The sequence below is a fragment of the Nocardia sp. CWNU-33 genome (genome assembly GCF_046764895.1).
Taxonomy (GTDB): Bacteria; Actinomycetota; Actinomycetes; order Mycobacteriales; family Mycobacteriaceae; genus Nocardia.
Window position 1 is genome coordinate 115,509 of the sequence record NZ_JBKOQN010000017.1, and the last position, 16,560, is coordinate 132,068.

Annotated in this window: 17 protein-coding genes; 4 read left to right on the forward strand and 13 right to left on the reverse strand. The window is 65.2% G+C overall.

The window, feature by feature from the left end; genetic code table 11:
• Positions 1 to 12 precede the first annotated feature (12 nt).
• The 8 genes from ACLMAL_RS23030 to ACLMAL_RS23065 all read right to left on the reverse strand — a co-directional run bounded on the left by ACLMAL_RS23030 (position 13) and on the right by ACLMAL_RS23065 (position 8,948).
• A complete protein-coding gene (locus ACLMAL_RS23030) occupies positions 13 to 1,335 on the reverse strand; it encodes a pyridoxal-phosphate dependent enzyme (protein WP_412000964.1) in 1,323 nt (440 codons plus the stop codon).
• Positions 1,335 to 2,930: a decarboxylase gene (locus ACLMAL_RS23035; protein WP_412000965.1), complete on the reverse strand. Its 1,596-nt coding sequence runs from the start codon at positions 2,928 to 2,930 to the stop codon at positions 1,335 to 1,337. Before ACLMAL_RS23035 ends, ACLMAL_RS23030 begins: the two co-directional genes overlap by 1 nt.
• Positions 2,927 to 4,213 (reverse strand): heavy-metal-associated domain-containing protein, encoded by a 1,287-nt coding sequence (locus ACLMAL_RS23040; RefSeq protein ID WP_412000966.1) that lies wholly within the window; start codon positions 4,211 to 4,213, stop codon positions 2,927 to 2,929. The genes ACLMAL_RS23035 and ACLMAL_RS23040 overlap by 4 nt, the downstream gene beginning before the upstream one ends.
• Positions 4,210 to 5,520: an aminotransferase class V-fold PLP-dependent enzyme gene (locus ACLMAL_RS23045; protein ID WP_412000967.1), complete on the reverse strand. Its 1,311-nt coding sequence runs from the start codon at positions 5,518 to 5,520 to the stop codon at positions 4,210 to 4,212. The genes ACLMAL_RS23040 and ACLMAL_RS23045 overlap by 4 nt, the downstream gene beginning before the upstream one ends.
• 115 nt (positions 5,521 to 5,635) lie before the next feature.
• Positions 5,636 to 6,070, reverse strand: coding sequence for a CBS domain-containing protein (locus ACLMAL_RS23050; RefSeq protein ID WP_412000968.1), 435 nt, complete (start codon positions 6,068 to 6,070; stop codon positions 5,636 to 5,638).
• A 111-nt stretch (positions 6,071 to 6,181) separates the two neighbouring features.
• The gene (locus ACLMAL_RS23055) at positions 6,182 to 7,441 is read right to left on the reverse strand and encodes a PucR family transcriptional regulator (RefSeq protein WP_412000969.1); all 1,260 of its coding nucleotides are present in this window, start codon (positions 7,439 to 7,441) and stop codon (positions 6,182 to 6,184) included.
• Positions 7,442 to 7,713: 272 nt separating this feature from the next.
• Complete coding sequence (locus ACLMAL_RS23060) at positions 7,714 to 7,950, reverse strand: hypothetical protein (protein ID WP_328402549.1); 237 nt, start codon at positions 7,948 to 7,950, stop codon at positions 7,714 to 7,716.
• Positions 7,951 to 8,150: 200 nt separating this feature from the next.
• Positions 8,151 to 8,948, reverse strand: coding sequence for an SAM-dependent methyltransferase (locus ACLMAL_RS23065; protein WP_328402548.1), 798 nt, complete (start codon positions 8,946 to 8,948; stop codon positions 8,151 to 8,153).
• A gap of 325 nt (positions 8,949 to 9,273) precedes the next feature.
• On the opposite strand from ACLMAL_RS23065, the gene ACLMAL_RS23070 reads away from it, so the two are divergent.
• Together ACLMAL_RS23070 and ACLMAL_RS23075 are read left to right on the forward strand one after the other, a co-directional pair.
• On the forward strand, positions 9,274 to 9,495 hold the full coding sequence (locus ACLMAL_RS23070; protein WP_412000970.1) for a DUF397 domain-containing protein: 222 nt from the start codon (positions 9,274 to 9,276) through the stop codon (positions 9,493 to 9,495).
• 88 nt (positions 9,496 to 9,583) lie between these two features.
• Complete coding sequence (locus tag ACLMAL_RS23075; protein WP_328402544.1) at positions 9,584 to 10,471, forward strand: helix-turn-helix transcriptional regulator; 888 nt, start codon at positions 9,584 to 9,586, stop codon at positions 10,469 to 10,471.
• A gap of 334 nt (positions 10,472 to 10,805) precedes the next feature.
• Here ACLMAL_RS23075 and ACLMAL_RS23080 read toward each other — a convergent pair whose 3' ends face one another.
• From ACLMAL_RS23080 to ACLMAL_RS23100, 5 genes are all read right to left on the reverse strand, one after another.
• Complete coding sequence (locus tag ACLMAL_RS23080) at positions 10,806 to 11,033, reverse strand: hypothetical protein (RefSeq protein ID WP_364900996.1); 228 nt, start codon at positions 11,031 to 11,033, stop codon at positions 10,806 to 10,808.
• A gap of 308 nt (positions 11,034 to 11,341) precedes the next feature.
• Positions 11,342 to 11,629: a putative quinol monooxygenase gene (locus tag ACLMAL_RS23085; RefSeq protein ID WP_412000971.1), complete on the reverse strand. Its 288-nt coding sequence runs from the start codon at positions 11,627 to 11,629 to the stop codon at positions 11,342 to 11,344.
• 47 nt (positions 11,630 to 11,676) lie between these two features.
• Complete coding sequence (locus ACLMAL_RS23090) at positions 11,677 to 12,372, reverse strand: SDR family oxidoreductase (protein ID WP_412000972.1); 696 nt, start codon at positions 12,370 to 12,372, stop codon at positions 11,677 to 11,679.
• A 45-nt stretch (positions 12,373 to 12,417) separates the two neighbouring features.
• A complete protein-coding gene (locus tag ACLMAL_RS23095; protein ID WP_412000973.1) occupies positions 12,418 to 12,963 on the reverse strand; it encodes a DUF2599 domain-containing protein in 546 nt (181 codons plus the stop codon).
• Between the two features lie 157 nt (positions 12,964 to 13,120).
• The gene (locus tag ACLMAL_RS23100) at positions 13,121 to 13,363 is read right to left on the reverse strand and encodes a hypothetical protein (protein WP_412000974.1); all 243 of its coding nucleotides are present in this window, start codon (positions 13,361 to 13,363) and stop codon (positions 13,121 to 13,123) included.
• A gap of 276 nt (positions 13,364 to 13,639) precedes the next feature.
• Between ACLMAL_RS23100 and ACLMAL_RS23105 the strand changes: the two genes are divergently transcribed.
• Together ACLMAL_RS23105 and ACLMAL_RS23110 are read left to right on the forward strand one after the other, a co-directional pair.
• Positions 13,640 to 14,884, forward strand: coding sequence for a lipase family protein (locus ACLMAL_RS23105; RefSeq protein WP_412000975.1), 1,245 nt, complete (start codon positions 13,640 to 13,642; stop codon positions 14,882 to 14,884).
• A 233-nt stretch (positions 14,885 to 15,117) separates the two neighbouring features.
• Positions 15,118 to 16,554 carry a lipase family protein gene (locus ACLMAL_RS23110; RefSeq protein ID WP_412000976.1) on the forward strand — a complete coding sequence of 479 codons (1,437 nt, stop codon included), beginning with the start codon at positions 15,118 to 15,120 and terminating at the stop codon, positions 16,552 to 16,554.
• Positions 16,555 to 16,560: the final 6 nt, after the last annotated feature.

Sequence of the window (16,560 nt, forward strand, 5' to 3'; positions counted from 1 at the left end):
GTGCCTGCGGACTCAAGCGCCGCGCTCCAGGGGCAGACCGGCGTCGCGCCAGGCGACGATGCCGCCGGCCAGACTGTAGGCGTCGAAGCCGGCGGCGCGGGCGGTGGTCGCGAAGCGCAGCGAGAGCTCGCCGACGGGGCACACGAAGACGACGGGGCGGGAGCGGGGGAAAGGAATACCGTGGGTGAACATGTCGTCGAGTTGGTCGTCGCGAATGTTGATGGCGCCGGGGACGTGACCGATGCGGTAGGCCATGGCCCCTCTGGTGTCGACGACGGTCGGTCGGGCGGTGCGATCGAGATCTGCGAGTTCGTCGGGGGACAGCACCGGTGTCGCGGCCAATTCGGTCGCGGTGGGCTGCGGCCTGCGGTCGGTGCGGTCGAAGAGATCCGGCCTGCGCTTCTTGATATAGGACAGGTACGGTTCCAGGCGATCGCAGACGATGAAAACGGCGATGACGGGGCCATCGGTGATGGAAGCCGCTGTGATGCGCAAGGTTTCGAGTGCCGCGGTATAACTGGCGCCACTGGTCGGGCCCGCGAGAATGCCGTAGCCGGTGGCAAGGCGCAGCGTCGCGTCGACGGCGCTCGGGGCGTCGACGGTGACGATACGGTCGTAGAAGTCGGGTTGGAACAGACCGACGTCCCACATTTCGCTCTCCGAGCGGATGCCGGGGATGAAGTCGGTGCGGTCGGAAACCACGGCGATGGTGCGTAATTCGGGATTGTGTTTGCGCAGGTAGGTGGCAGTGCCACGGGTGGAACCTGTGGTGCCGAGACCGCCGATGAGGTAGTCGACACGCGTGATGCCGTCAGCGGCGAGATCCTCGTGGATTTCGCGGCCGGTCCCGTGGTGATGGGCCTCGATGTTCTTCTCGTTGGTGTACTGCGAGGCGTGGTAGTACGCGTCGGGATCCTTGGCCATCGTCGCCTCGATGACCGAATACACGTCGTTCGGTGTAGTCGGGTCCGGGCACTCGGACAGTCCGGGCAACTCCACGATGTCGGTGCCGAACAGCTGCAACAGATCCCGCACCTCGGCGACCTTGATCCGGTTGGTGACCGCACGCAGCCCGACGCCGTACACCGCGCCGAGTATCCGCAGCGCCTTGGCGGTATTGCCGCTGGACGCCTCGATGAGGGTCTGCCCGTTTGCCCGGATCTCGTCGAGATCGTCGCGAATCATGCCCCACGCCACCCGGTCCTTGACCGAGCCGAAAGGATTGTGCGACTCCAGCTTCGCGTACAGCTCGACGTTCTCCAGTCCGTGCACGGCTGGATCGAGGCGCAGCAGCGGAGTGTTCCCGATGAGTTCGGTGATGTGGTCATAGCGCATTACGGCGCTCCATCGTTGTCGGCGTGGGAGACTTGGCGCAGCACTGGCGATCGGTGCGGACCCCGTGCGGCAGACGGGTGCGGCGGCAGTCCGACCGGCACAGGCGGTTCATAATCGCCGTCGCGGCACGCCTGGAAACTGCCCGCGTGGTGGGTGACGGCAAGCTTGGTCGGCACCGGATGCATCGAGGCCGTCGCCGCCGACAGATCCATGTGATAGGCGCCGGTATTGGGGAAGACCACGAGGTCGCCCGGCTGGGGCCGCTGCGGCAGCCATACCTTGTGATTGGTGATGAGATCGCGTTCAAGGCACAGCCGACCGGCGAAATACACTGCCACCGGACCGGATTCGGGCATTGGAGGTGGTGTCGTCGCGGTGTCGCCCACAGGGCGCAGTGGTGTCACTGTAGCGTGGCCGACGTGTGCGTCCGGGCGGTGGCCGTTGCCCGACAGCACGATGGGGTCGACCATGACCTCCTGATCCGCCGGCGTCACCAGATCACGGCTGATGTCGAGATTGACAACCACGGTGCCATCGGCCAGCTCCTTGACGAACTCGACCTTCGCCACCGTCACGCCGGCATGATCGACAAGTGCCTTGCCGGGCTCCAGCCACAATTCGAGCATATTGTCCCCGGCGACTTGCGCCACGGTGCGCCCACCGTGGCGCTCCAGTGGCGCGGCGAGCAGGTCGGCGAGCATCGTGGTCGCGGGCACGGTATTGGCGTACTTGTGGAACACCGGAATACCGTGCACCGCGCCGCCGTCGACGTGATAGCCGAAAGTATTGTTCCCCCAACTCATCTGCGCGCCACGGCCGAGCAGTGCCTCGCGCAGCGCGAGCACGTAGCCGTCGAAGCGGTCCGCGTCGGCGGTGAAGACCTGACGAAAGCCGCCACCGATATTCAGCACCGACGGTGTCAGACCATGGTCGTAGGCCTGTTCGACCAAGGCCAGGCAGGCATCGATGGCTCTGATGCGTTCGGCAGGCTCACCCGAGTCGATATGAAAGGCGAAGCCGAGGAAGGCGATTCGGCTGCGACTGGCCGACAGGAGATCGAAGGCGCGGTCGAGGTGCGCGAGCGGTACGCCGAACCGGCTCGCCGATGCCGCGTCGAAGCCGGAAACACGCAGCAGTACCGGCACTTTCGTGCGGTCGCCCGCCAGTTCGGCAATTCGGCCTAGCTCCCACAGGTTGTCGACATTGATGGTGACGCCGCGGTCGATCAGCTGCCGCAGGAATGCTTCGCCTTTCGGCCCGGTCACCTCGATGCGCGTCGCATCGAAACCCGCTCCGATCGCGCTGCCCAGCTCCTGCGGTGAGGCGACATCGATGGCGACGCCCGCATGCTCGGCTGTCCGGACGAACGCGCGTGACTGGTTCACCTTGTGCGCGTAGCAGATTCGGTAGTGCGAAACTTGCAGGTCGAGGACGGCGCGGAATCGTGTGAGGTTCTCGGCATAGACCTGTGGGAACACCAGATGTACCGGGGAGCCGAAGCGGACCACCGTGTCTTCGACGGCGTCGCGTGAGTCGAGGAACGCGCGCACCAGCGGATGGATCTTTGCTGGCAGCGCCGGTAGCGGCGCTGTCATACCGCGGTTTCCGACGGGGCGGTTGTCGACGTATCGATCGCCACGGGCTTGTCCGCGGCCGGGTTGTAGCCGCCGTCGCGTATGGCCTCGAATGCGCGGGCCCGATTACGCGGGCTGCGGAATTCCGCGACGACCCGTTTGCTGATCAGATCGATGTCGACGACCTTGATCCCCATGGACTCCAGCACCCCGGTGATCGTGCGGACACAGTGTTTGCAGTTCATGTCCGGCACGTAGAACACCTGGTCCTCGGCGGTCGCCTCGCCATCGGCGGTCAGTTCATCGAGTTCGACGCTTACCTCGGTGATCTCGCAGCGCCCGGCGAGCCAGCCGAAGACGGTGACGAACTGGTCCACCACCAGCGGCAACAGGGTGTAGTGCCCGCCGCCGAGGTGGTGTGGCATCGCGGCAAGGCAGGCGGGCCGGGTGTTGGACGGCAGCAGCGCGTACTGGCGGGAGATGAGGTCGAGATCGTCGTGGTATTTGGCGATCGCGTCTTCGACGCTCAACCCCTCCACCCTCGTGGCACGCCGCATGACATTGTGCGCATCCTCGATGGTCGAGTCCTTCATCGCGCGCAGCGTCGCCACGCTGTCCGCGGTGTAGCGGACGGTCCCGTCGGGCTGGGTGGCCAGGGTCACCGGAATCATTCCGCGCCGATAGGTCGAGGCTTGCAGCTCCCAGTACCAGCGGGTCGCGACCGAAGAGAAGAGCCCGGAATCGCGCATTCCTTCGGCGAATTCGGCCGCGCTGCGATACGGCGTCTGCCGGGCGAGCAGCGCGTGCTGGGCCAATGCCCGCCCGGTCGCTTCGACGCCGACGCGGAGGATGTCCATGGGTTCGTGATCGGTGGTGGTAGCCGCCAGCAATGCGTGCTCGCGCAGGCCGAGTGTGCTGATGCGTTCGGCGAGAGCGGAATTCGCGGCCAACGCGTGCCAGAGCGTCAGCACCGTCTCGCGCATGGCGATCGGGACGAGCGGCCCCAGCCCGTCGGATCGGAAGTGGCCGGTGTTGGGGATTCCGTCGCTGTCGGTCCAGGCGATCCGATGTGTGGCGCTGGTGACCTGGTAGGGACGGCAGGGGCGCATGAACCGCTCCAGGTACAGCCGCTGCGAAAAGGTGAGATGGCTGTTCGATTCGGGACGCAGTGCGGCGCAGGTGTATTCGATCCTGCGAGCCGCGGGGACAGGGATGGGCGTAGCGAACAATCCGGGCTGGGCAAGTCCGGCCAGCACTCGGGAAGCGGCCCGCCGGTCGTAGCGCGGGGAGCCGTCGATACTCATCGAACCTCCATGGCGATGGTCATGACACATTCCGTGAAGCGGTCTATCTCCTCGAGCGTGTTGTAGATGTGCGTGCTGACCCGAACCGAATCGTCGGCATCGTCGGCCGCGGCGGCCGGCGTGCAGTGGGCACCGGTGCGTACGAGGAAACCTAGCTCGCTGAGGATGAATCCGAGGTCGGTGGCGGAGATTCCGGCGAGAGTGAACGACAGGATCCCGTAGCCGATCGCACACGGCGCGTGCGCGGGCCCCGGCAGGAATTCCAGGCCGGGCACCTGGCGCAGATTGGCGATCAGGCGCAGCGTGAGCTCGCGATTGTGCTCGGCTATCGCCCCGGTATCGAAGGACTCCAGGACTTCCAATGCGCTGCCGAGCGCGAGGATGCCCGGGATGTTCTGGGTGCCGCCCTCCAGGAGACCCGGCATACCGGTCGGGACGAGCCCGGCGTCGGTGAGCTCGACTCCGGAATTGCCACCAGGGAGGAAGGGCAGCAGTTGATCGTGAATTCGACGGCGACAGTACAGGATTCCGGTCCCCGGCGCGCCGAACATCTTGTGCGCGGCGAACACTGCGAAGTCGGCGCCGAGTTCGGTCACGTCCACCGGCAGGTGCCCACCGCTCTGGCTGCAGTCGAAACACAGCAACACCGAGGGGTCCAGCCTGCCGCGCAGTTCCTCCAGGGTGGTCAGTCCGCCGAAGACGTGATGCAGGTGACTGGTGGTGATCAACCGGGTGCGCGGGGTGAGCTTGGCCAGGATGTCGGCGGTGTCCGCCTCACCGAGTTCGGTCACCCGATAGGGGACCAATTCGACGTGGCGACCGAAGCGGGCCAGCACTCGGCGCAGATGGTGCCATGGGTGGACATTGGAGGCGTGATCGCGTGGGCTGTACAGAATTTCGTCGCCGTCATCCAGCGCCCCGAGGCCCCAGGACAGTGCGACGGCGTTGAGCGCGGCGGTCGCGCCACCGGTGAAAACGACCTCGTCAGGGTGTTCGGCGGCGATGAATGCCGCGGTATGCGCCCGTATCCTGCTGATCTGCCCGGTCAGGCTGGTTGCCCACGGGTAGGTGCCGCGACCGGCGTTGGCGGTGCGCGAGCTGTGATACCGGTGGATGGCCTCGATGACCGGCAGCGGCTTCTGTGTGGTTGCGGCGCTGTCGAGGTAGACCGCGGTGGATTCGGCGAGGGCGGGAAAAAGCCGGCGCGCGGCGGCGGATGGGGAGATCGGCGGTTCCGGCACCGCCGGTACGTGCGACCGGGTGGCCGCAGGCGGGGTGAGGTGCGACCCGGACGCAGGTGAACGCAACGTGTCGCTCCCTTCCGAGAACCGCTGGACGCCACCAACGATACGCACTTCGCGAAGGGCGTTCGAAGGTTTCTCGCACACAACGTCTTTCACGCGTCACGGGCGTGGCGATCGTTCAGTATCTGCCCTGCAGGTACTCGACGAGATGTTCGCGTTCGTTGGCGAGTTCGGAGATCGCGCTCTTGACTACGTCACCGATGCTGACGATGCCGATCAACTGCCCATCGTGCACCACGGGCAGATGCCTGATCCGGTGCTCGGTCATGGTGCGGCGCAGTCCATCGACCAGGTCGTCCGGTGCGCAGGTGCGCACGTCGACGGTCATGATCTCCGATACTCGGGTGTCCAGCAGGTCCGCGCCGCGCGCGTGCAGGCTCCGGACCACATCGCGTTCGGAGACGATGCCGGCGATCCGGCTGCCGTCCGGCGATACCACCACCGCTCCGATGTTGTATTCGGCCAGCGCGGCCAGCAGGTTGCGCACCGTCGTGTCGGGCGGCACGGTGGCCACCTCGGTGCCTTTTCTGCGCAAGATCTCCGCAATTCGCATATTTCCACCATCCATATGTCGCGGCAGTTCTAAGGATCTCTCGTTCGCGACCGTGTGACCAGCACAAATCCGCATCAGGTCGCGACGAGGTCTCGAGCTGGGGCTGTGGACCTATAGACGGCGCGCGATGCTGCGGTCGAGATCGCGGGCCAACAGCGCGATCGCCGCCTGGGAGATGCCCGCCGAGGTGGCCAGGTCGATGGTAGTGAGCTGGGAGATACGGCGCAGACGATAGTCGACAGTGTTCGGGTGGACATACAGCTGCTTCGCGGTCAGCTGGCGGTTCATGTCGTTGCCGAGATAGGCGCGCATCGTGTCGAACAATTCGGGGTGCGCGTCCAGTGGATCGAGAATAGTGGCGATCCGCCGGGTCGCGGGGCCGCCGCGCGTGAGCTGGTACTCCACAGCCAGGTCGGCCATCTGGTACAGGCCGGGTGCGCGTCCGGCCACCCGGACCAGGTTGAGTAGCTCGTGCGCCTGCTCGGCAGCCTCCGGGATCTGCTCGGTGTTACCCAGGACCGGCGTCGCGGTGAGCGGCACCGCGGCGGCCTCGGTGAGCAGCGCGAGTACCTCGCCGGTGAGCATCACCGCGCCCTCGTCGACCGGGATCAGCAGCGTGCCGCCCTTGGTGCTGAGCAGGGCCAGGACACGGGAGTCGAAAACGGTGGCCAACGCCGACTGCAGCCGGCGCAACTTGCGGCGCGCTGCGACCTGCTCGTCGACCCGAGAGTCTCGCTCGTCCGGATGTTCCGGAATCGACAGGGCCACCACCTGGTACGACTCGGCGATGGGGATACCAGTCTGCCGCGCCAATGCGGAGCTGCTGCGTCCGCTCAACAGTGCCGAGGCCAATGTCTGTGCCGCAGTTTGGTGTTCGCGCGCGACGAGGTGCTGTTCGTCGACGTAGGCGTCCGACACAGCAGCGGTGATCGCTTCGAGCAGTTCGAGCATCAGATCGGTGGCGACGAGCAGCTCGTCGACATCATCGGCCTTGGCCCGCGCGGTCACGAGACCGAACGCGATCCGGAGTCCTTCGTGGTAGGCGCGCAAGATGGTGCCGAGCGGCACGGCTTCCCGTGCCCATTGCGCCGCGGCTTCGCGGACCTCGTCGAGCTGTTCCTCGTCGGGTACCGCGCGCTTGTCGAACATTTCGGCGGCGAGCGCAAGACAGCTGCGGGTCAGTTTGGTGACGTCACCGCGCAGTTGCTCGCCCGGCAGCGTGCGGCAGGGGGCCATGCAGGTGGCGAAGTAGCCCACCATGCGCGAGGCGACCCGATCGGTGTTCTGCAACGGAACCGACGCCGGTTGCCCGCCGATTTCCAACGCCGTGTCAGGCGTGTTGATGGACAGATCCAGCGTCGAGAAGGTCATACACGTCGCTCCAGTAACCACGTCGGGCGTAATAGAACTGAGCCCGAATCGTGTGCATCACTATACGAAATTGTGATGAATGTGGGTAGCGATCGGTGAGATCTGTTGTCAGGCCCTGTGATTGTCCGAGTAGATATCCCGTCGCGCTGTGGTGTCATAAAGTTTCGGGCGCCGTGGCGGGGTGTCCGACTGATCGGTCGCGCGGAATTAGCGTCGACCAAAATCGGAGCGGCCGGTCTGTTTTTTTATTGCGCGCCGACCGGATGCGGTGACTATTCGTCGTCGAGTCCGGCGGAGAGGTAGGCGGCCGCGGCGAGCCACTGCCTGCACTGTGGTCCGTGGACGTCGTGAATGTGCAGAATTTCGCGGGCCAGCCGGTAGGTGAGAGCCCGCGGCTCGGTGCCGCAATCCGGTGGTGTGAAGTCTGGAACCGCACGTGGCCGCACCATTTCGATCCCGGTGGCGCCGGCAAACGCAACTCGGTGGGGAGTTCGGAATGGCTGACTCATCGACCGCCCCTCGCATATGAGATGGGGAGGCTGATCGCGCCGGCGCGAACTCCCTGCGTACCTCCCGGATTATCGCTCGAGTTTAGGCTGTTGTCGCTTACAGATGCAAGTACATTTGCATGAACGGTCGAACGAAAACGCCAGCGGCCCTTGGCGCATAGCCCAGGACCGCCGGTGTCGAAGTGTCGTTGTGAGGCCGACTACGGCTTGCGTGCGACGGCGCCGTACGCGGAGATGGGCCGAATATCGCCCACCTCGGTGTCGCCTGCCCTCCACTCCGTGATGGAGACGAAACCGGGATCGACCAACTCGAGACCGTCGAAGACGGACCGGATTTGGGCCTGCGGCCGCGGCGTGTAGGGATCGCCGCCGGTGCCGGTGTAGTTCTCACACAGCGTGACGTAGGCCTGGCTGTCGTCGGTGCCGTCCCACATGACGAGGTAACTGCCCGACGGCACGGCGTCGAGCACCGTGTGCACGATCCGCAGCAGTTCGTCATAGGTCTTGGCGTGGCCGAGCACGCCCATGAACATGACGCCGATCGGCTCGTTGAAGTTCAGCACGTTCTTCGCGTCGGAGACGATCTGCTCCGGGTTGTGGAAGTCGCAGTCGACGTAGGTGGTCACACCCTCGTCCGAGGTACTGGTCAGCAGCGCCCTGGCGTGCGTCAGCACCAGCGGATCATTATCGACGTAAACGATTTTCGCTTCGGGGATGACGCTCTGGGCGACCTCGTGGGTGTTCTGCATGGTCGGCAGGCCGGTGCCGATGTCCAAGAACTGGCGGATCCCCTGCTCGCCCGCGAGGTAGCGCACGGCACGGATCAGAAACTGCCTGGACTGCACGGCCATGGTGGTGATGTCGGGGTCGACCTCGACGCCGGCGTCACCGGCGATCTGATCGATTTCGTAGTAGTCCTTACCGCCCATCCAGTAGTTCCAGATTCGCGCCGAATGGGGAATGTCGGTGCGGATCAATGGGCTGTGGTCGTCGGGCATGAGTGGGGGCTCCTCAGCAAGCAGGTGCGGCACGCGGGGCGAGCTGGCGCGGCGGGTGTCGCTAATGACTGGTACATCCGATGTGCACTGTGACAGTACAAGATTCGCGCCGCAGGGACGGTCGTGATCGGTGAGCTGAGCACGGTATTTCGCGGGTCGGAGCGGTCGCCCGTTCAGAGTGGACCGTGGGGTCCGAAATAGTAGGCGCGTGAGGGTGAACTTCGTGCTATCGTCCCAATTGTCAGTGCAGATGCAAGAACGTTTGAGAGTGCATCTGCAAGAACTGACTCGAGTTGATCCACTGGCGCAACCGAGGAGTGGGGAAATGTCGGATACATCTAGCAACAAGATCGATGGCAGCTGGCGCAAGAGCTCGTTCAGTAACCCGAGTGGGAACTGCGTCGAAGTGGCAGAGGCGACCAATAACCTGATAGCCGTTCGGAACTCGCGGGACCCGGAGGGCGGAATGCTCTTCTACACCCGTCCGGAGATCGATGCGTTCGTGCGCGGCGCGAAGGCCGGCGAGTTCGACGATCTGACTAGCTGAGCGGTAACATTGGCGGTCGGTGCGGTGTGTTTCGAACTGGGGTGTTTGTGACACACTGTCGTCAAACCCGAGTATCGGAGATGACTTCATGATCGCAAAACCCGATGACGACGGTCGTGTGCAATCGGTTGTCGCGGAACGTGGTCCGACCGTGCTGCGGATCGCACTGGGCGGCCAATTGCGCAAGCTCCGGGAGAAGGCGAATATCACCCGGGAGGCCGCGGGCGACGCCATCCGTGGTTCGCATGCCAAGATCAGTCGGCTCGAGCTGGGCCGCACCGGCTTCAAAGAACGCGACATTCGAGATCTGCTGACCCTCTATGGCGTCGACGACCCTGTGGAGCGGGAACGATTCCTGGACCTGGCCAGACAGGCGAACGAACCGGGCTGGTGGCATCGCTACAACGATCTGCTGCCGTCCTGGTTCGGCACCTACCTGGGTTTGGAGCAGGCGGCCAACAAGATTCGCACCTACGAGGCGAATCTGATTCCTGGACTGTTGCAGACTCCCGAATACGCCAGGGCGGTCGTCTCCCTCGGTTACGAGGACGCCGACATGGATCGGCGGGTCGCGGTGCGTCAGCGCAGGAAAGAGATCTTGTTCCGGCAGGATCCGCCCGTCGTGTGGGCGGTGATCGATGAGGCCGCGCTGCACCGGCCGGTCGGCGGCGCGCGCGTCCAGCGTGAGCAGATGGAACATCTCATCAAGCTCTCCGAACTACCCAACGTCACCATCCAGGTGTTGCCGTACGCGGCGGGGGAGCATGCGGCGGCAGGCAGCTCGTTCAGCATTCTGCGCTTCGCCGAGCCCGAGCTGCCCGATATCGTTTACCTCGAGCACCTCACCAGTGCGCTGTACCTGGATCGTCGGCAAGATCTGGCGCTGTACCTGTCGGTTATGGACCGGCTGAGTGTGCAGTCCGAGCGTCCGGAGAAGTCCGTGGAGATTCTCCGGGAGTACGCCCAGGGGGAGTAAGGTCCGGCGGTTCGCCGCCATCCCCGGTTTTCATTCGATCGCGCCCGTTTTGTGTGCCGTCATGCCGACTCGTGCCCGGGCGGACTGTTGCTGGTTGAGCGATCGGGCTTCACACAACGATAGATGTGGCGTCGGCGCGCACGTGGACCGATATGCCTGCGGAATCAGTGGGGCGCAGAGTAGCTCAGTATGGGATGAACCCGTGCGTTCGGGTTATCACACAGCGCGAGGTGCGGCGGGCGCCGATGGGCGCAGGACATCGCAGGTGCCGCGGGACGCTCTGTATCACGCAGCGGCACGACAGTATTCGGTGTCTGCGCGAGCGCGCACTACCTCACTGCTTGATAAAAGTGGAGGCGATGCGCCAGAACGCATCCGGCTGCAGGACCTCGAGATCCCAGTCGTCGGCCATCGCATGTGCGGTGGTGACGATCCGGTCGATGTCGAAATCGTGGCGGGTGGCCGCGCCGGTGGATTCGACGGCATGGATCACGAACGCGACGGCAGTCTCCCGCGTGAGTGCGGCAGGCCGCTGGCCCGATCGTGACGACGGTGTGCTCATATTCGTACCGTTCGCTGGCTGGTCGGCCAGTGCGGCATCGGCTATTCCGAGCCGGCCGCCGTGAAGTGGTTGGTCCATTCGAACGCCCCTGACGTCTGGCGGCAGCAAACCCAAGGCGACATTGGCCCTTGGCTCGCCCACGCGGCCTCCCCTGGTTGTCCCCTATATAGCGTTGCGGGACTGAGTTTAGGTCGGTGCGCCTTTCAGATGCAAGTACATCTGCACGATCGATTGCGTGTGCGCAGAGGCGATTTCGTGTCTGCTAACTGCCCGCGAACGCGTGGCGAAAGCGCGTTCCGCCGGGCAACTCAGTTGGCGTTGACGAGGACATCGGTGCTGTAGTGAACCTGGGTGCCCGGCTCGACATATCGGTCTGCCGCGCTGCGCCACGCAATGAAATGGTCGGTGAATCGATGCGCTTCCGCTGCCTCGTCGTCGACATATACCTGGTACAGGAAGAACCGGTGCGGATCCACGCGGTCGGCGCAGACATCGAATCGGAGGCAACCCGGCTCCTCGCGCACCGACGCGGCGGCGCTGCGGCCGACGGCAGCCAGAAATTCGGAGCGAGAGCCGGGCCGGATCTTTAGGGACACGATGCGGCTGAACACAGTGACGGACTCCAATCGGGGACGTACACAAGTCAATCGGTCGGGGCGGCACCATCTTGGGCGACCGACTGGTTATCTAAATTTTCGATCGCGGAAGTCACCGGAATGGCACCTGAGATCAGTTCGAGTGTCGCTCCCGCGGTCTGCGGGGCGTGCAGAATTCCCGCCAGGACCGTGGCGACATCGGCGCGCGGGATGGCGCCGCCCGGCAGCGGCGGCGGACCGAGCGTCACGAGGCCGGTGGCGGGAGTGTCGAGGAGGCGGCCGGGGCGCAGGATCGTCCAGTCCAGATCGCGGGCACGCAAGTCGTCTTCGGCTTGGGTTTTGGCATCGATGTAGGCCGCCCAGACCTCATCGCTGCCGGCCGCGGGCGGCGCTCCCGCACCCATCGTGGAGATCTGCACGAAACGGCGCACGCCGGCCTGCTCGGCGGCGGTGGCGAGCAGCACCGAACCGCCCTTGTCGACCGTGTACTTGCGCTCCGCGCTGCTGCCCGGGCCCGCGCCGGCGGCGAAAACGACGGCGTCATAGCCCTGGATGGCCGCGGCGACGTCGCCGGGCGCAGCATGTTCGAGGTCGAGCACCACGGCGCGAGCGCCGGTGGCGGCGATGTCGGCTGCTTGCTCCGGTTTGCGGATCAGGCTGTCGACCTTGTCACCCCGTTCGGTCAGCAATTCGGCGAGCAGCAGTGCGATCTTTCCGTGTCCGCCTGCGATGACGACGCGCATGGGTGGTCCTCTCCGGTCGGTGCCGCGTGATATTCGGTGCGGTGATCAGCGTTCGGGTCCGCCCGGGTTGCAACCGGCTTGGACGATGGCCTGATAGTCGAGCGCTGGACGCCAGGGTTCGAGATTCCAACTCGGTTTGTTCGGCGCCACCATGCGGGCCCAATGCCAGTGACACACGAACTGGTCGCGCATGCCGGGTGTATCGGCCGCTGCGGACTGCGCGAGCACTTCTTGCCAGGCGCGGTCCTCGGAGCCGGGGAAAGTAGTGTTCCGCCCGGCCGGTGTCGGGAAGACGAGCAGCCGCGGGCCATCGATGGCTACTGTCCACTCGATGTGGTCGATGAGTGCTTGATCAGCATAAGGATCGACGGTGGGAGTCGCGGCAGATGACGTCGAGATCGACGTCGCGGTGGTGGCAATGGAGGTCGTGACGGCGGGTGGGTCTAGCGTCGTGGCTGCCACCGACGCCGGCTGATCGGTTTCGCAACCGCTGATCGCGAGCAGCAGGGTGGCGCAGAGCAGAAGTGCCGCGCCGGACAGCATCGACGGGCGAGGTAGGTGCCTGCCCGGATAGGGCGGAATCGGGTTCACTGGGTCACTGTCGTTCCTCCCGCATGGTCATCGCCACCGAGCGTAGCCAAGGTTCGCCGGTGCGGCATATCGCCGGCGGACCTCTGATCGTGGTGTGCGACTGCGGCGGAGAGTCAGACAAGTCGCGGTGACAGCGAGGTCGGGGTTCCGCCGGTCCTCAGTGCCACAGCGAACGGCACGGCAGCGGTCGGAGCTCGGGTCGCACCTTGTTGTCCACAGTGACCACCAGCCCGGCTTGCACCGCGGCGGAGGTGAACTCCCACGCCTCGGCGCGGGTGGCGGCGTATTCGAGGATCAGAGCCTCGTCGGGTGTCGGTCCATCGAAGTAGACGGTGATCCGACGGGTGGGTGACTCCTTGGCGTACTCCCGGTCGGTCAGTTTTCGCGCAGTGCCGTCCATGCCACTGTCTCCTTCCGCCACCGGCGCGGCAACGACGCCGGTACTTGTGACGGTAGGTCCCCACCATTGTGGGGAATATGATGAACCTCGGCTGTTGGACATCTCACAGGGCCGATGCCGGGCTATAGGGGGTTCTCACCAGGTCCGATGCACTATCGTCACGACCAGTCACGCGAAACTTGTGACTTGTCAAAATGTTTCGCTCCAAATATGTAACTGTGGTCCGTTGTTGTAAACGATGGTCACAACGTTGGACCCATTCTGGAGGCATCGTCGATGAGGCAGGCCCTACGTTCTAGGCGCAAGTGGAGATCCGGCAGGGGGGTGGTGCGCACAGTCGGTGCGATGGCGGCCGGTCTACTGATGGTGGTCGCGGTCGCGGGGACCGGTCACAGCGCACCGATATACCCGGCGGCGGATCCGGACCCGTTCTATTCGATCCCGGCGAATCTGGCGGACATGAAGCCCGGCGACGTCATCGCCACCCGCACGATGCCGCCACTGCCGATCTTCCCGGACACCACCGTGACGGTGGTGCGGTTCCGGTCGACCAACTCCCAGAGCAAGCCGATCGCGGCGACCACCACGGTGCTGACGCCGCGCGGACACAAGAAGGACGGCCCGCTGCTGTCCTATCAGCACATCATCAACGGCCTCGGCGCAGAATGCTCGGTCTCGCGGGTGCTGTACACCGACGATCCGAATCTGATGGTGCGTGAGGCTCCGGCGTGGAATGTTTTGCTGCAGCAGGGTTGGACGGTCGCGCTGCCCGATCACCTCGGGCCCCAGTTCGCCTATGGCGCGGCGAAATTGGGTGGTCAGATCACCCTGGACGGTGTCCGCGCCGTCAAGCAGGTATCCGAGCTGCAGGTGGAGAAGAGCCAGGTGGGCATGGTCGGCTACTCCGGCGGTGGCATGGCCACTGCATGGGCGGCGGCGCTGGCGCCACAGTATGCGCCGGAACTCGACATCGTCGGCGCGGCCATGGGCGGGGTGCCCATGAATTTGGTGAAGATGCTCGAGGGGCTCGGTCTCGGTTCGCATCCGGCGTTCGGGCTTGCGCTGGCCGCCGGGCTCGGTCTGGAACGCGAGTACCCCGACCGGTTCCCGCTCAGTGACCAGCTGAACGACCGCGGGCTCGCCGCCCGCGCGGCCATGGCCAATAGCTGCACCAATGACATCCTGGCCGCAGGTGCCGGACACGGCGCGATGGACTTCGCGAAGACGACGTCGATGATCAACGACGGCGACGCCCGCGCGGTGGTGGAGGAGAACAGCCTCGAACTCTACGACGGCGTGCCGAAAGCGCCGGTCTTCGAATGGCACTCGCCGATCGATGGGCTCATCCCGGTCGACGCGATCACCAATACCGACCGTCGCTGGTGTGCGGCAGGGGCGCGGGTGGAGGCAGAAGTGACGCCGGTGCCCGATCATCTGACCGCGGCGGTGCTCGGCATCCCGGCAGCGCTCAGCTGGCTGAACGCCCGTTTTCAGGGGGAGCCCGCACCCAGCAACTGCTGAGGACCCGCCGCGTAGATACCAACGGGCCGAAGGCGATTCCACCGAATCGCCTTCGGCCCGGTTGTTGCGATATGGCGACATGACACACACAACTCGGGCACAGCGGAATCTCGGACCATCACGGCGGGTTAGCCTGACGTTTCGAGCCCCGGTGCGACAGGGGGCATTTCGGGGTCGAGGAGTCCCGTCATCTCCAGCACCAGGCAACCGACGTCGCACGCAGAGGGTGTGTCATGAGATGTTTGCGTGCCTTGTTCTTCGCTCTGTTACTGGTGTGCCCGCCGGTGCTCGGGCAGGCGGTCGCGGAGCCGCTGCCCGACCCGACCGCACCGCCTGGATTGCCTGCGCTATCCGATCTTTCGGGACTGCCCAGGCTGTTGACTCCGGAGAACGGCTCACTCCTACCCAACCTGCAGGAATGGATCGATCGGGTGCTGCCCCCGCCGCCCATCCCGTTCGCGCCGGCGCCGGACCCTGACCCGCTGTTGTCAACTGGTCCGACGCCCGCGCTCGCCGCGCTGCGGCGGGCGGTGCTGCCCGCACCGGTCGGTGATCCGATCTTCGACGCGTGGCCTGCGAATCTGGAGGATTTCGCCGAGGGCCAGTTGCTCGAGGTCCGGGACATCACCCCCACCGCCGGGCCGCTGATCCTCGTCCCCATCAGACAGGCGCTGTTGCTGAAGTTCCGCACCACCGACGCGCACGGGCTGCCGTCGTATGCGACGGCGACGCTGATTGTGCCGACCACCGCGTGGGCGGGCCCTGGCAGCAGGCCCGTAGTGGTCAACAATCTGCCGATCGACGCCCTCGGCCGCGACTGCACGCCCGGCTACAGCTTCGCGCACGGATTCTCGACGAAGACCAGCTTCACCGATTTCATCCCACCGACAACACAATTGGCGGTGCTGCGCGGGTACGCCGTGCTGGTTCCCGACCACGAGGGCCCCTGGATGGCCTACGCGGAGCCGTATGTGGCGGGTCATGCCGTGCTCGATGCGATTCGCGCGGTGCGCGAGCTGCGCCCGGAGGAATTCGGGGACAGCAAGTTCGCGATGGCCGGATACTCCGGTGGTGCGATCGCCACCCACGGCGCAGTCAAACTGATCGACAGCTATGCGCCGGAGTTGGCCGAGGTGATCGTCGGAGCCGCGCTGGGTGGGGTGCCCGCCGATTTCGAGATCCTCGCCCGGAGCATGAACGGCAACCTCGCCTCGGGGGTGTTCATGGCCGCGGCCTTCGCCATCGGCAGGGAACGTCCGGAGATACTCGCGCGGATGAACAACCTGGCGCAGTGGGTGGCGACCTCGCCGGTGAAAGACCTGTGCGGCAACGGCTTCGGGATCGCCGGTGTGCTCATGCTGCCTATCGATGTGGCTGCGAACTTCGCCGACCCGCTGCACTCCGAGCTCGCTGCGCAGATCTACCGGGTGACCAGGATGGAAGGCATGAAGTCGGCAACGCCGCTCTACATCTACAACGGCGAGCAGGAATTCTGGATTCCGGCCGAGGGAGCTCGCAACCTTTATCACGAGCAGTGCGGTCTCGGTGTCCCCTCGGTCTATCGCAGTGTGCTCGGTGAGCATGTCATTGCCGCGGGCCTCGGCTATCCGGAGGCGATGGTCTGGCTGGATCAGCGGCTACAGGGCGTGCCTGCGCCCGACGAATGCTGAGGTTTG